The sequence below is a fragment of the Ruegeria sp. CK2 genome, assembly GCF_056536585.1.
On record NZ_JBQFPW010000006.1, the window covers coordinates 36,287 to 50,460 of the forward strand.

Sequence of the window (14,174 nt, forward strand, 5' to 3'; positions counted from 1 at the left end):
GTTGACGCTTTCCGCTAGTAGGCTTAAACGCCCCTCCACGACACCTGCCCAGGTGGCGGAATTGGTAGACGCGCTAGCTTCAGGTGCTAGTATTCGCAAGGATGTGGAGGTTCGAGTCCTCTCCTGGGCACCAAAAATCCGCGCAAACAATTGTTTATGCTGGTACTTTTCCAACCAACCTTACCCACCCCCTGATTTGTCCTCTGAAATCTCAGGCGGTAGACGACGTTCTACCCGGTGTCCTCACGATTCCGAAGCTGACCCAGTTCTCACCATTAAGAAAAAGCCGATTGAGTTTCAGGTTTTGGCAGGCTCTGACCCCGCCTTGCTTAAAGGATGTACCCCACCGACGCGCAGCAAGAACGAACAGAGGCCGTTTCTTTCGGTGATATTGGAAAGCCCGCCTGTGTATCAAAGCCAAATAGCGTAGGACACGCAAGGATCGGCGGTATCGAAAACCGACAGAAAATGTACATCCTTGCGTGCCAAGGAAGCATAGCACCGGGCCAAACCCACTCAATTGCCTGTGTCGCTGTGTCTGCGTTAGCTCTAAAAAGAAGTTTGCGTCACATCCCGGATGGTATTGTTCGGGGATCTCACACCTAAAGCTCGACATTGACCGGGGACGGGCCTATCCAGATTTCAATCGGTTCGTTCCGACCACGAAGCGTGTGCAGGCCGGCTGGGCACAATCCCATTTTCGAAGCTCGGTCACGCGCATCCGGATTTGACATCAAGAGCGCACTGGACAGAGCAATAGCTGCGCTTTGAGATTTGGCGAAATCTTGCAGACGGCTGGCGGTGTTCACGACGTCGCCGCTGACGGCAAGCTGTTTGTGACGCTTGCCGCCAATGATACTGGTCTTGACCGGGCCAGCATGTCCGCCGACCCTTAGACCAAGACCGGGCCAGTCTGAACTTGAACCAACCGCCACATACAGCGCTTCGATGAAGCGCAACGCGCGAATTGTGTCGTCCGAACCTGGCTCTGGCAGGCCAAAAACAACCATGGCGCCATCCCCGGCAAAATGCGTGATTATTCCGCGCAGCGGTTCAACGGACTGCTCGACAATCCCATGAAAAAGCCGTAGAAAATCGGCCGTGCCTTCGGGGCCAAGCTTTTCGGAATATGCCGTGAAATTTGCAACGTCGACAAACAAAACAACCGCAGGCCGTGCTGCAGCTTCAAAGCGGGGGTCGGTCGCATCTGCTAACCGCTCAACAATCAGAGGCGATTGGTACAGCGCGAGATTCGCAGCACGCCTACGATGTTGCACAAGTCGCAACCCGATACCTGCACTCGCGCCCAGCAACAGCGACAGGAGCGCCGTGACCCCATCCAGCCACCACCCGGCGACGAACGCGGCTTGCAACACAAGGGCCAGAACGCAGAACGCCGCAGCGGTCGCAAAAGCCCCGAGCCAGGGTCGGTCCAACCTCGCTGCGAAGAACCCAAGCGTGGATGCCATCAAAGCCAACGCGGCGTCCCATACCCACGTCACAGCGTCACGCCTCAGGAAACGCTGTTCGATCGCGTTTGCAGCCAAAGTTGCATGCAACTCAACTCCGGGAAACGTAGCATCGTACGAGGTGGCGTGCCGGTCTCCGAACCCGGTTGCGGTGGCTCCGACAAATATGATTTTGCCCGTTAGGTCCGCACCGCCAAGGCTTGCGAAGGAGTAGGTTGGTATTGTGCCCCCCGGCCCATAGAAGTTCAAGGGAATGGCCCCCCGGCCGTCCAAAGCGATCAGTGTTTTCCCAACTGAAAGACGCCCGCTCGTTTGCGACGACCTCAGCCGCAAATCCAGCTCATCATCCGACGCCTTCATGGCTGCAATGGCGAGCGAAGGATACCAAGCGTTGCCGTCTTCGGTCGCCAGATACTGCGCCGCACCAAGTCTGCGTGCCGCTCCATCGGTGTCATGGCGCAGGGTCACATGGCCGATCAAAGCACTCCCACGCAGCGTCTCAGTCGGCCCCAATGCCGGCAGAGGTTTGTTCAATTCAGGCGCAATCACGACCGAAAAGTCACCACCCTCGAGATCCTGCAACCCGGCATCGGCAGGTGCTTCAGCCACACCAAGAACAGCACTGGTTCCTGCCAACGCCTCGGCAAGATCAACGTCGCCCTCACGCGGATCAATCAGCAGAAAATCCAAAGCAATCGCTTCTGCGCCTGCCTCGGCTGCAAAAGACACCGCCTTTGCCAATGCGGATCGAGACGGCGGAAAGGTTTCGAGCTGGGACATTGCCGCATCATCAAACGCAATAATTGCGACCCCTTCCGGTGGCGTCAAAGGGCCACGCCAAAGGAATCTGGCATCAAGCAGCCGGCCTTCGACTCCTTGCCAAAACGCACTTCGATCTCCGGGATGCCAGATCGCGGTCACCAGACTCAGAATGAGCACAATCGCCCCGGTAATCCGTCTTGCGCGTCGAAACCCGTCGCGTACTACCATTCTGATCCAAGAAGTGCGTCGAATGTCTCAATACGTGTCCGCGCCCAATCCGTGACCGAGCCAATTTCACCAGAGGACGACACATCAATACCTTCCCCGGGTCCCAGTTTTGCATCGGCATCATCAACCACAACAAACACCGTACCTTCTCGTGTGAAAATGGCGCTTGCGCGGTTTTCGACCCGCATCGCCCATTCAGTGGAACGGACAGCGGCAACAGCGGATGGCGTTCTGACCTGCACACCGTTCCCATCTTCTGAGGAAAACAGGAACCCGGCGATACCGTCGATCAAGCGAAGACCAAAGGGGCGCGTTTCACCCTCAAGCAGACCAAGCAAATCAATCTCGGTCTCTGGTCCCACAACAACTTCTAGACCAGCCGAGCAGGTCATGGTGACCCGCGCGGCAACTTCCGTGCGCAGCTTTGCATTCCGCCCTAATCCCAAACCGACGACCACAGATTGGGTAGATGCGCCGCGGGCAGAAACGGTCGCCTGCCCCTCCATGCGTGTTACGACGCACGTTCCTTGTGTTTGAGCAACAGCAGGGAAAGCAAACCAGGTAGAGAAACAAGTTAGAAGGGTATAAATCAGGCTCTTGAAATTCATTACTGCCTCGCAAAAGAGGGAACCGATTAAAGAGTGAACAGTAAGAAGCGAGAGGTCAACCAATGACGGTCTTCGTTTCTATTGAATCACTGGAAAACCGCTTACTCCGATCAAAACCAATACTCAAAACAGACACTGAAACGTCTCGCAAACCTTAGACAAAGTATACTTTCGCTCAGCATGCAGTAAATTCTGCTCGTTGTGCTTTGCAAACGTCATAACAGGCGCAAGATACGTATCAGCTCTCACTTGGGTCGAGATACGTCCAAAGTCAACCTTTACGCAAATGACCTTTGTTACGACCGCCTTGTTGGGCCTGTTCCCAGGCGGGCGCCCGATCGTCGCTCCGATCGCGGTTCTGATAGCGCGCGCCCTTGAACGAGAGCATGCTGAAACATGTTCGAAAGCTATTCGGTGGCAACAAACGCCAGATACCTCATGCTCGTCAATTGGGCACCAAAGTTTGCGACACATTCCAAATGACCCTGGAGGTAGTCAAACCCGCAATGGATATCCGCAGAACGTCACAGTCACACTAGGCCCGCGCAACTGGATCGAGCGGACACATCAAATTGGACGTTGAATGGCAATGAAATGCGTAACTACATCACTCTCATCGCGAATCGGGCGCAATTCGCATTCGTGAACAAAAAGCTCTCCGTTCTTGCGGTAGTTAGTTATGCGTATAGTGCCATTCTGGCAGTTCTTGATAAGCTCACGAAACCGTTCAATCGCTTCAGGCTCGGTCTCAGGTCCTTGAAGTAAATCAAGACTCCGACCGATCACTTCTTCTGAAGAATAGCCGGTGTGCGTTATGAACTCGTCAGAAACAAAAACAACAGGAACTCCAGGTTCTGCGAGACAAACGACAGCCGAATGTGATTTGAAATCTTCGCTGTCTTCTTCGCCTCGCTCCTGCAGGAACTGGTCAATACTGCGTTGCGTCACGCTATCTCCTATTTCTGCTCAGCCGAAACGATAGCTTCCACAAGTTGCACCAGCCTCAGCTTCTCATCAACATCCGAAAGCTTCACAAAGGAGCTTACGAGACGCGCCAGCAAATCAGCTTCGACCGGCATTTCTGCTGGCTTTTCAACTCTAACACTTTTTTTTGGAGAGTTAGGCAGCATAGACTCGATGGGCACCGCATAAAAATCAGCGAGTGCGATAAGATAGGGCAGACTGCATCTGCTCTGGGCGTCTTCGTATTTCTGGTATTGCTGCGGGCTGATGTCCAGAATGCTTGCAACCTCTGCTTGGGTCATGCGTTGTTCGGTTCGCAAACCGCGCAATCTTTGCCCGACATGACCATAGACATCTTCGGAAGAGAAAGCGCCAGGGATTGTCAGGGTGTCGTTAGCGTTCATGTGCCCGTCTCTGTTTGTCATAACATCGTCAATGTGGAGAACTATCATCAAAATGCAACATGGCCAACAACCTTTAAGAGAATATTCCACAGCATTTGGGCAAAATTCAGACCTCAACATGAAAGTAGTGTCGTTTTCGCGGACGATTTCTCGCTATTTTAAAGCATCTTTCGGTATTACCTCATAATATAAGAAAATTTCTAAATAATGACTGCTCACCACCACTTTCTCGCCTGAATTGAGTGGGAATCTCTCCAACATGATAAGTTTTTTTGTTTCGAGGTGAGGCATGGTTGATGACGCGCGGCAGCACGACAGTCAGAAATATGTAGATGAGCTTGAACCCGGCACCACGCTTATGCGGGGCCAATACAAGATCATACGTTACTTAAATTCTGGCGGGTTTGGGATTACGTATCTGGCGACAGACAGTCTGGATCGGCAGATCGTCATCAAAGAGTGCTTTCCCCAGTCTTTCTGCCGCCGCAACGGACAGCAGATCAAGGCCCGGTCCGAATCCCATGTGGGCGAGCTGCGATCAATTGTCCGACTTTTCTCGCAAGAGGCCCGCGCGCTGGCCAAGCTTGAACATCCCTATATCGTCGGTGTTCACCAGGTTTTTGAGGAAAACAACACCGCCTACATGGCCATCGATTTTGTGAAAGGTCATGACCTGCTGGCCATCATCGAACAAAAGGTGGTTCTGCTGCGGCCCGATCAGGTCAAAGCCGTCCTGCGCAAGGTTCTGGATGCCATCGGGTTCGTGCATTCCGCAGGGATGCTGCACCGCGATATCTCGCCCGACAACATTATCATCACGGATGAACTGACGCCGGTTCTGATCGATTTCGGCGCAGCGCGCGAGCAGGCCACCAAGGCCACGCGGGCCTTGTCTGCATTGCGCGTCGTCAAGGACGGCTACTCTCCTCAGGAGTTCTATATCGCGGGCAGTGAACAGGGCCCCAGCAGCGATCTGTATTCGGTTGCTGCCAGCTTCTATCATGCGATCACCGGCCAGTTGCCGCCTGACAGTCAGCTCCGGATCGCCTCTCATGTCGCCAAAGAACCGGACCCTTACATCCCACTTGGGAAGATGACGTCCGACTATGATGAGGCATTCTGCTCAGCGATTGACAAGGCTATGGCGATCTTGCCGAAAGACCGGGTCACGTCAGCGGCGGAATGGTCGATCATGATGGAAACGCCGGTCAAATCGCGCGCCAAACGTGCCTCCAAGCAGGTTCCATCCATCAGCCGCAAGCCCAAACGCGTCTCACACCGGATCTCCGCCAGGCCGTCCAAGCGGGTCAAGGTAGCCTCGAAATCGTCAAACCTGCTTGGCCGCGTTTCGGCCATTGCAATTGCGGCCTGCATCGTTGGTGGGGTGGCATATCTGACATTGGACAACCCGCGCATCAGCCGGGCGACCAGTGCCATTTTTGAAACAAGCCCATCGCAAGTGGAGACTGTGGCGGCTGCCGAGACTGCCGCGCCGGCAATCGCTGCGCAGGAAGAGGCGCAAGTTTCGACAGCCGATCCGGAATCATCCGAGGTGCCCGCAGCTGATACGCCCAATGATCTGGCCGCACAGATTGCAACGGTTGCGAGCGAAGAGACCGTGGACACCTCCGCCGGGCTTGATGTTGTAACGACCCCCGCACTTGAGGCTTTTGTCGACTCTTATGTCGATGGCGAAGTGGTCGCCTCGTGGGCGCTTGATCTGCCCTTCCGCTCAAACAGCGAAAACGTGATCGTAAGCGTGAACGACAGCTTTTCAAATCGTCTGTCATCCGGTGAGCGGATTGTCGAAGTCGATGGTGCTCAGGTGAATGATCTTGAGGACACGCTGCGCCAGCTTGCAAAGCAAAGTGACGGCAAGCAAATCAGCTTTCGTGTGGTCGCCGAAAACCCGGGTGCCGGCACACGCATGTACACTCAGGTCACGGCCCCGATCATCTATATCACCGATCTCCGGAACGGGTTTCGTTTTCAGACGCAATTCGACGGGTCGGTGTGGCTGACAACGGTCATCGATGTGGCACCGGACACCAATAGCGGCCTGAAGGCGGGCGATACAATTGTGGCCATGGTTGGCACAAACGAGCGAATCTCAGATGGCGCGACTATGGCGCGATTGCTGGCCGAGAAGATCACATCCGGCCAAAGCCAGGCGCAGCTTGCGGTCAGCCGCGCGGGCACCATGTGGGTCGAAAGCATCGAAACAGGGGCCTCATCATGACCCCAAGCAGCAAGCCAGCGGTGTAATCCACATGCGATTTTTCAAAAGACCCAGAGCGCGCAGCCGGAACCCCAGCCAAGCCATAGCACCCGAGCCCCTCAAGCCGGTCTCGGTTCCGCCCATTGCCTTTTCGACGGTGTCGATGCCCTCGCCCGCGATTGTGTCGCGCCCTCAGGTAAACGCCGAAAAAACGCGGCTGATCGGGTTTGACAGCAGCGACCTAGTGCGAGAGCCGGATCGGACCGCCGATAGCTCGAAAACAAGTTTCATTCCGGTGGGTTGGCTGGTTGTGGCAACCGAACCGGGGCAAGGCCAGTGCTTCGCTTTGGCGGCGGGCCTGTCGACCATCGGGCGCGGCGAGGATCAATCCGTCTGCCTGGATTTCGGTGATAGGGCGATCTCGCGCAATAATCACGCGGCCATTGTCTATGACCCCAGCACCAATGAGTTTTTTCTGGGCCATGGTGGCAAGGCCAATTTGGTGCGGCTGAACGGATCGCCCGTCACCGAAACTGTATCAATCGAAAGCGGTGCCGAAATTCAGGTCGGCGAAACCAAACTGGTTTTCAAGGCGTTGTGTGACTCCGCTTTCCGCTGGGACACTACTGACCAAAAGGACAACGGCAATGCGGTCGACCAATAAACCTTGTTTCAACGTGGCAACTGGCATTGATGTGGGCGCGCGCGACTATCAGGAAGACTGCCTGGTCGCTGACTTTCCGCAGGGCGAGAGCTTTGGCATTGGCGTGCTTGCCGATGGTATGGGCGCGCATGTCTCGGGTGACATGGCAAGCTCCATTGTTGTGAGCCAGGTCTTTGCAGCCTTGAAGATGCGCCGCAAAGATCTGCAATCGGACGTGGCGAACATCCCTGCCCTGCTGAGAGATGCGGTGGGCGAAGCAAATGACGCCATGTCGGACTTCATTAATATCAACTCCGAATGTAATGGAATGGGCGCGACCCTGATTGCCACGATTGTCGTTGACAGAAAGCTGTTCTGGCTGTCGATCGGGGATTCACCGCTCTATCTGATCCGCAAGGGCGAAATCACGCGCTTGAACGAAGATCACTCGATGGCGCCACAAATTGACGCCATGGTCGCTTCGGGCCAGCTGAGCGCCGAAATCGCCGCAACGCATCCAGACCGCAATTGCCTGACCTCCGCCGTGCTGGGGCAGAAAATTCAGCGCATCGATTGCCCGGACAATCCAATCGCTCTGGAAGACAACGATACGCTTATCCTGGCAAGCGATGGGCTACAAACGCTGACTGATGAAGATATCTGCAGGTTGGCCCGCGAAAAAACCAAACGTGGTGCGTCCGAAGTCTTGCAGCGCCTGCTATCAGCTGTTGAGGCAGCAGACGCGCCCGAACAGGACAATGTCTCAGTTATTGTCCTTCAGTTCGACACTACTCCTGCGCAGGTCCCGATAAGCGCACCGAAATCTACCAACCAGAGAGCAAAGGCCGCGCCGCGTTCGGCTGAAGACGACGCGCTTTTGGCCGCGCTGATTCCAGATATCGAAGACGCGCCGGACATCATCAATCAGGCCATGTCGCTCTGACATGCGCCGGAGAACCAGAAAACGCCGCGCAACCCGCGCAATCGAAACAATAAAGACGGAGACCTGACAATGAAGGATACCCTCAAGCTAAGAAAAAGCTTTGCGAGTGCCATTGCGATCGCCTGCGCTGGTGCCGTGCCGACAACGGCCGTGTCTGGGCAGGTCGACCTTGTCGCGCCCGATGGCTCGCTTCGGCTGGCCGGAGAATTTGTGGAATTCGTCGACGGCCATTTTGTGATCGACACGGTGATTGGCCAAATGCGGGTCAGTGCATCGCGTGTTACCTGCAAGGGCGAGGCGTGCCCGTCTGCTGATACATCCGACGTCAGCTTGCGGATTACCGGCTCGGACTCGATCGGTGCCGAACTCATGCCGCTGTTGCTTTCTGGCTATGCATCGCAATCCGGCGGAGAGGTCAAGTTCCAGCCCCTGCCGAACAGCCCTGACAAGCTGGCCGACCTTGGGAGCGCGCAGGGACTGGGAGAAGAAGTTGGGCAGGTCCTGATGGCGTCCGCCAAACCAGCAGAAGCATTCGAGGCGCTGGCCCGAAACGAGGCAGAGATCAGCATGTCCTCCCGCCGCATCCTTCCGGATGAAGCGCGTGCGCTTGCCGCGCTTGGGGCTGGCAATATGAAGTCGGATGAGCAGGAACATCTGTTGGCGCTCGAAAGCATCGCAATCGTGACCCACCCGGACAATCCGGTTTCGGAAATCGGGATGGACCAGCTACGCGAGGTATTTCTGGGAAACATCTCTAACTGGAAAGAACTGAACGGGCCGGATATGCCCATTGAACCCATCGGACGCTCTGGTATGACCCCATCGCGCGAGATATTCGAAACCGTGCTGTTTGATGACACAGGGGTCACTTTTGCTGATGTCAAAACCGTCACATCGGATGTCGCAGCAGCCTCGTATGTAACCGAAAACAAAGGCGCGATCAGCTTTCTGCCGTTTGGCGTCCAGCGTGATACCAACCCACTGAACATTATCGATTCCTGCGGTGCGATGACGGTACCGAATGAATTCTACACTAAAACCGAAGAATATCCGTTTGTCCGTCGGGTCTACCTGTATAGCCGCGGCGATATGGAAAACGAGCTGGCCCAGGGTCTGCTGGATTTTGCAACTTCGCGCGAAGCAGAGGACGCCATATCGGTCGCGGGTTTCACAAGCCTGAACATTGGCCGACTGCCGCAGCACATGCCCGGATTGCTTAAAAGCTATGCTCAAACAGTCGAGAACAAGGCCTATGAAAAAAGCATCATCGACGGAATGCTGGAAACGGCTTCCAAACATGACCGCCTGTCCAGCACTTTTCATTTCCGCTCGGGTTCGTCCCGCTTAGATGAGCGCAGCATTTCCGAACTGGCCCGGCTGATCGAATTCCTGACAGAACAACCAAGCGGTACCAAGGTCAAACTGGTTGGGTTCAGCGATGATATCGGCACGTATGATAGCAACCGCCGCCTGTCGCAGCGCCGGGCCGAGCGGTTACTGAATCGTCTCAAAGCCGAGGCTGTCGGGCAATTGGCTCATATTGAAATTTCCACAACCGGATATGGTGAGATCGCGCCGGCGGCATGCAATTCGACTGGCGAAGGGCGTCTTAAGAACCGCCGCGTTGAAATCTGGATCGAAGGCAGCGTGCAGGGCTAATCGCCTCCGATAAATACCCTCGGGCAGACTCCGCCGTTGACTAATCGAAACCGGGCCCAAGGCCCGGTTTTTTTCCATCACACGGATCGGGCAGACTTAAGATTGCGATCCAGAAATCCAGCCTTGGGCATACGCCAATTAAGTTGAACTCATCTCTAAAATTAAGAAAAACATAATAAAACCTCTCTTTAGTTGATAGATGCCTTTCCTTTTTCTCAATTTGAACACTATCGGCTGTCAAATTCGTATCAAATAGGAAGCAACCGGAAACACTGAAAATGATCCTTTATTCTCATCGCCTCCAAGGCGTTTTGCAGCAGATGGTTGTCGAACTTGGGCTGGACCTGATTTTGTCTGACGACAATTCCCCTGTTTCGCTGATCGACAACGAACAGATGCTAACCGAAGTCGCCGCAGGCGTGAATGTTGAGGTGAAGAAACTCGCCGCGAACAACGGCGCTGTTCTATTCAGATTTCAGAGGAAATCGTGATGGCTAAGAAGCGTCAAATGGACGGAGCGCCAGGCAAGCGTGCCGGGTTGCCGTTGGCTCGTGCCAATCGACTCGCCGAGACGGCCGAGGCCAAAAGAGGCCGAGCGCCTTCGATGATCGTCGCGACCGGTTTGTTGACTGTTGCGGCAATTGTTTCAGTGGGTGTCATGCCAGCCAATACTGCGCTGAGCACGGCATTTGACGCGTTGCACGGCGAAGCTGTTACCACCAGCTTGGAAACCCCGAAAAGGCCGAAGCAACGGCCGCACAACACTGTAGAAAACCCCCCCTTAAACCCTGAGACAGTGACTGAAACGGCGGCTACCCCCTCCGCCACCGATATGGATTTGCTGCCAGATGTGATTGCGAAGACAGAGCCGCCTGCTCAACCGGTTTCGGAAGAACCGGTTCAGGTGGTGGCCAGTATCAATCCCGCTGCTCCCTACTGCATCCAGATGATTCAGTCTCGGGTTGCCGCGTTGCACTACGTCACTCAAACCGCATCCGACTGGGACAGCCGTCAACAAGACGTGTCTCGATTGGTTCAGTCCACGTTGGACTGTAGCCAAGCGGGTCTTCAGATCGCCGGCAGTCTTGAACTGGCTGGCACCGGAATCGCTGATCTGCGCGTGCGTTGGAACCTGGAGACGTGGACTTTGCACCTGGCCGTGGTGGACAGCGCGTATTCTGAAAGTGGTGTCCAGCTGGCAGGCGTGTCGGATCAATCAATCGAATTCGTCGTTCAGTAACGGAGGCAAACGCCATGGACATATTTGAACAACTTGCCAACCTGGAAGTCCCAGCCAGGGCCGTTCTGGCAGACATCCAGACGTTCGAGGCACCTTTGCCCGACTATCTGATGCTGGGCACCTTTGTGATCCTGATGTTCGCGCTGCATCGGTCCAGTAGGGCAGGCGTGTTGAAGTTCCGCACTAAGCTTGAAGAAGCCTATCAGCAGGAGCTTTTGACTGCGAACCGCAGGATGCATCAGGCCCGCGGCGATCTGAGACGCCTTCAACAGGAAATGGAGCGTGAACGTCAAAGAAAACGCGGCGCGCTTCGGGAAAATGGTCGGTTCGGATCCGGCGCGGAACGCCGTCGCCATGATGCCATCGACCGCAGCCCTGCACGCGCGATCGCACAAGGCACTGTGCCATTCAAGGCAGCCTCGAAAAACCGAAACCAGACGCGGCCCATCGACCCAGTTCCGGCCAATGCTTCTGCGTCACATGACAACTTGTTTCTTAACGGAGTGGAAAAATGAACCTCACACGTCTGATTTACTACAGCCAGCGAAACCCATCCATGAGCCTCAATATGGGCGAATTGCTTGAAATCTGTAAGCGCAACAACTCGGCGATGAACGTCACCGGCATGCTGCACTTCAACGGCAACTACTTCCTTCAGGTTCTCGAAGGGGGCCGGGCCGAAGTCAGCTCGATCTATCACCGCATTGCTGCTGACCAGCGTCACCTGAACATCATTCTGATCTCGTGCCAGGACGTGCGAGAGCGGATCTTCCCAACCTGGTCCATGGGCCATCACGAAGGCATGGAAGGCGAAACACGCGGCATCTTCCTTCGGTACTTCCCGTCGAACACGGTGAACCCGGAAGCGGTCAGCGCCGACAGCCTTCTGGACTTCCTCCAGGATGTCTCGACCGAGCTGGTGTAAACACTGGTTTGATCTGGAAAGGTGTTGCGAATGAGTATGTTAGATCATCTGGTCAACCGTCGTCAAAAGGGCAATTCCAGTCAGGAATTGCCCAGGGGACCCGCACCGTTCGAAACACCCGTTGACGATAATGCCGACGCGGATCAGGCAATCCAGACCCTGGGCCAGTATCCGATTTCGTCCAACAGTTTGCCCGACGGAGCCGGTTGTTCAGCTACCCCTCAGGCCGTCAGCGACGAGCTGGATAGCCCCGTGACACCGGCCACACAGATGACAGAGGCCCTTTTGAACCCGTCCAGCCCGGTTAGCCAGAACCTGCGCGACATGCGCACAAGGCTGGTCGGGTTCGACAGATCGGACAGCTCAACGCGCGACCTGTTCAGCGCCGAAGACCAACCAGCCTCGGACAACGCCGCGTTGCCCGTTGGCTGGTTGGTCATCATTGACGGGCCCGGATACGGCCATGCCTTTACGTTGTATTCCGGCCTGTCAAATATCGGCCGGAATCCTGACCAGACCGTTTGCCTTGATTTCGGGGATATGGCGATTTCACGCGACAATCATGCGGCTATCGCCTTTGACCCAGAGCAACAGATGTTTTTGCTTGGTCACGGCGGCAAGACCAATTTGGTACGCCTGCAAGGCAAGCCGATCATCTCGAACGAGCAACTGAATGACGGTGATCACATCTCTATTGGTGAGACCAAGATGTTGTTCAAAGCGCTGTGTGGCGACTCTTTCAACTGGGCTAGGGAAAATGACGATGACGACGTGTTTGATACCCTGTGAGAGCCGCCAGCGGCAGTTGCGGGGAAAAACACGGCGATGACACACGTACCCCGACCACCGCTGGATTTGCAGGCGCGGCTTCGGGCAATGTTGTCGCAATGGCAGTTCAGCCCCGAAATAACTGCGCGCGCCACCGAGTTATTGGCAGAGCTAACCCGCCCCGCCCGGATCTCGATCCTGAGCCCGTCAAAGGTTAGAAAGGCGCAGTTGCTGAACTTTCTGCTTGGTCAGAGTTTGCTTCCGCCGAACGATTTCAGCGATGTCCTGCAACTGTCGTACTCCGAAACCGAACTGATGTCAGTTGAAACATCTGTTGGAACCGAACACATCCACAAACCACCGTTCGACCTGGCAAAGATTGCAGCCGATGGCCTGCGGTCAGCGCATCTGACGCTGCCATTGCCAGCGTTGACCAAGATCTCAATCCTCGCGAAAACACTGCCGCCGCAAACAGAGGAATTTGAAGCCACGATGGACTGGCTGGTGCCGCAGACGGATATCGCAATCTGGTTCACTGATGATTTCGACGCAGCCGAACAGGCGCTGTGGGACAGGATGCCCAACAAAACAAAGGACCACTCGCTGCTGGTGTTGCTTCGAAATGGCAAACCTACCGATCATTCGCAATCGGCGTCTAGGTCCGTGTTCATGGACGTTGTCCAACTGTCTACAGAAGACGCTGCGCGCGCACGGGCGGGCGCATGTTTAGACAAGGCACTGTTCAGGGCGTCCGGCGGGCACAAGTTGCTGTCAATCCTGCGCAGCGACATAGACCAGGCCCGCCGGCATGCAGCAGATCAGACTAAGATCTTTCTGAATAGCATCCCGGATCACAGCTCTGGCAATCTGGACCAGCGTATGTGCCAGTCTTTGGAAGACTCATTGGATAGCATCGCATCTGACTATCAAAACACAGATACAGCATCGTGCGTTCCTTTTTCACTCTGCATCCAATCTGCCATCGACAAGCTTTCGCACCTGGGGCGACCTGCTCATGAAGGTGAATCAATAGATGTCTCCGATGTGCTGACGGAAATGGCGCAGGTTGTCTCGGAAATCGAGGGCGACCTGGCGGCTTGGCAGGATGATCGCAGACTAGAGGTTGCCACACCGATGTTGCACGAGTTGAGCGACTTAGTTGAACTGTTTCGGATCGAAGCAAATGAGGCGAATGGTATCGATGCCGTTTTGGCGGCGATCCAGCTAAAACGACAGCTCCTTATGGTAGATTCCCGATGAACCATCCAGCATTCAAAACCCGTCGCACTCTGAACGCAAGCGGCCCACGAATAGTAGGCGTCGATAGATACAATTCTAACGAAG

General features: G+C 55.2%; 14 protein-coding genes and 1 tRNA gene. 11 read left to right on the forward strand and 4 right to left on the reverse strand.

What is annotated here, in order from left to right:
• Positions 1–46 precede the first annotated feature (46 nt).
• Positions 47–133: transfer RNA gene (locus ACR0BU_RS11045), tRNA-Leu, on the forward strand.
• Positions 134–602: 469 nt separating this feature from the next.
• Here the strand turns inward: ACR0BU_RS11045 and ACR0BU_RS11050 are convergent.
• The 4 genes from ACR0BU_RS11050 to ACR0BU_RS11065 form a co-directional block, all read right to left on the reverse strand.
• Entirely contained in the window at positions 603–2,459 is a 1,857-nt protein-coding gene (locus ACR0BU_RS11050) for a CHASE2 domain-containing protein (RefSeq protein ID WP_480737534.1), read from the reverse strand.
• Positions 2,453–3,067, reverse strand: a complete 615-nt coding sequence (locus tag ACR0BU_RS11055; protein WP_480737532.1) for a FecR domain-containing protein — start codon at positions 3,065–3,067, stop codon at positions 2,453–2,455. The genes ACR0BU_RS11050 and ACR0BU_RS11055 overlap by 7 nt, the downstream gene beginning before the upstream one ends.
• A 567-nt stretch (positions 3,068–3,634) precedes the next feature.
• Positions 3,635–4,015 (reverse strand): PAS domain-containing protein, encoded by a 381-nt coding sequence (locus ACR0BU_RS11060; protein WP_298935788.1) that lies wholly within the window; start codon positions 4,013–4,015, stop codon positions 3,635–3,637.
• 8 nt (positions 4,016–4,023) lie between these two features.
• Positions 4,024–4,434 (reverse strand): helix-turn-helix domain-containing protein, encoded by a 411-nt coding sequence (locus tag ACR0BU_RS11065; RefSeq protein ID WP_298935943.1) that lies wholly within the window; start codon positions 4,432–4,434, stop codon positions 4,024–4,026.
• A 289-nt stretch (positions 4,435–4,723) separates the two neighbouring features.
• Between ACR0BU_RS11065 and ACR0BU_RS11070 the strand changes: the two genes are divergently transcribed.
• The 10 genes from ACR0BU_RS11070 to ACR0BU_RS11115 all read left to right on the forward strand — a co-directional run bounded on the left by ACR0BU_RS11070 (position 4,724) and on the right by ACR0BU_RS11115 (position 14,090).
• Positions 4,724–6,673 (forward strand): serine/threonine protein kinase, encoded by a 1,950-nt coding sequence (locus tag ACR0BU_RS11070; protein WP_480737530.1) that lies wholly within the window; start codon positions 4,724–4,726, stop codon positions 6,671–6,673.
• Positions 6,674–6,704: 31 nt separating this feature from the next.
• Complete coding sequence (locus tag ACR0BU_RS11075; RefSeq protein ID WP_480737529.1) at positions 6,705–7,316, forward strand: FHA domain-containing protein; 612 nt, start codon at positions 6,705–6,707, stop codon at positions 7,314–7,316.
• On the forward strand, positions 7,300–8,238 hold the full coding sequence (locus tag ACR0BU_RS11080) for a PP2C family protein-serine/threonine phosphatase (RefSeq protein ID WP_480737527.1): 939 nt from the start codon (positions 7,300–7,302) through the stop codon (positions 8,236–8,238). The genes ACR0BU_RS11075 and ACR0BU_RS11080 overlap by 17 nt, the downstream gene beginning before the upstream one ends.
• A gap of 69 nt (positions 8,239–8,307) precedes the next feature.
• Entirely contained in the window at positions 8,308–9,897 is a 1,590-nt protein-coding gene (locus ACR0BU_RS11085) for a phosphate ABC transporter substrate-binding/OmpA family protein (protein WP_480737525.1), read from the forward strand.
• A 278-nt stretch (positions 9,898–10,175) separates the two neighbouring features.
• The gene (locus tag ACR0BU_RS11090; RefSeq protein WP_299081351.1) at positions 10,176–10,388 is read left to right on the forward strand and encodes a hypothetical protein; all 213 of its coding nucleotides are present in this window, start codon (positions 10,176–10,178) and stop codon (positions 10,386–10,388) included.
• The gene (locus tag ACR0BU_RS11095) at positions 10,388–11,137 is read left to right on the forward strand and encodes a hypothetical protein (protein ID WP_480737523.1); all 750 of its coding nucleotides are present in this window, start codon (positions 10,388–10,390) and stop codon (positions 11,135–11,137) included. Before ACR0BU_RS11090 ends, ACR0BU_RS11095 begins: the two co-directional genes overlap by 1 nt.
• A 14-nt stretch (positions 11,138–11,151) precedes the next feature.
• Complete coding sequence (locus ACR0BU_RS11100) at positions 11,152–11,652, forward strand: hypothetical protein (RefSeq protein WP_480737522.1); 501 nt, start codon at positions 11,152–11,154, stop codon at positions 11,650–11,652.
• Complete coding sequence (locus ACR0BU_RS11105; protein ID WP_298935796.1) at positions 11,649–12,062, forward strand: BLUF domain-containing protein; 414 nt, start codon at positions 11,649–11,651, stop codon at positions 12,060–12,062. The genes ACR0BU_RS11100 and ACR0BU_RS11105 overlap by 4 nt, the downstream gene beginning before the upstream one ends.
• A gap of 30 nt (positions 12,063–12,092) precedes the next feature.
• Positions 12,093–12,851, forward strand: coding sequence for an FHA domain-containing protein (locus ACR0BU_RS11110; protein ID WP_480737520.1), 759 nt, complete (start codon positions 12,093–12,095; stop codon positions 12,849–12,851).
• Between the two features lie 36 nt (positions 12,852–12,887).
• A complete protein-coding gene (locus ACR0BU_RS11115) occupies positions 12,888–14,090 on the forward strand; it encodes a hypothetical protein (RefSeq protein WP_480737518.1) in 1,203 nt (400 codons plus the stop codon).
• Positions 14,091–14,174 lie beyond the last annotated feature (84 nt).

Excerpts from the sequence above, each read along its gene's own strand:
- ACR0BU_RS11105 (WP_298935796.1), top strand. The coding sequence starts at position 11,649 with ATGAACCTCACACGTCTGATTTACTACAGCCAGCGAAACCCATCCATG.
- ACR0BU_RS11050 (WP_480737534.1), bottom strand. The coding sequence starts at position 2,459 with ATGGTAGTACGCGACGGGTTTCGACGCGCAAGACGGATTACCGGGGCG.
- ACR0BU_RS11095 (WP_480737523.1), top strand. The coding sequence starts at position 10,388 with ATGGCTAAGAAGCGTCAAATGGACGGAGCGCCAGGCAAGCGTGCCGGG.
- ACR0BU_RS11115 (WP_480737518.1), top strand. The coding sequence starts at position 12,888 with ATGACACACGTACCCCGACCACCGCTGGATTTGCAGGCGCGGCTTCGG.
- ACR0BU_RS11085 (WP_480737525.1), top strand. The coding sequence starts at position 8,308 with ATGAAGGATACCCTCAAGCTAAGAAAAAGCTTTGCGAGTGCCATTGCG.
- ACR0BU_RS11065 (WP_298935943.1), bottom strand. The coding sequence starts at position 4,434 with ATGAACGCTAACGACACCCTGACAATCCCTGGCGCTTTCTCTTCCGAA.
- ACR0BU_RS11055 (WP_480737532.1), bottom strand. The coding sequence starts at position 3,067 with ATGAATTTCAAGAGCCTGATTTATACCCTTCTAACTTGTTTCTCTACC.
- ACR0BU_RS11090 (WP_299081351.1), top strand. The coding sequence starts at position 10,176 with ATGATCCTTTATTCTCATCGCCTCCAAGGCGTTTTGCAGCAGATGGTT.
- ACR0BU_RS11080 (WP_480737527.1), top strand. The coding sequence starts at position 7,300 with ATGCGGTCGACCAATAAACCTTGTTTCAACGTGGCAACTGGCATTGAT.
- ACR0BU_RS11075 (WP_480737529.1), top strand. The coding sequence starts at position 6,705 with ATGCGATTTTTCAAAAGACCCAGAGCGCGCAGCCGGAACCCCAGCCAA.
- ACR0BU_RS11110 (WP_480737520.1), top strand. The coding sequence starts at position 12,093 with ATGAGTATGTTAGATCATCTGGTCAACCGTCGTCAAAAGGGCAATTCC.
- ACR0BU_RS11100 (WP_480737522.1), top strand. The coding sequence starts at position 11,152 with ATGGACATATTTGAACAACTTGCCAACCTGGAAGTCCCAGCCAGGGCC.
- ACR0BU_RS11070 (WP_480737530.1), top strand. The coding sequence starts at position 4,724 with ATGGTTGATGACGCGCGGCAGCACGACAGTCAGAAATATGTAGATGAG.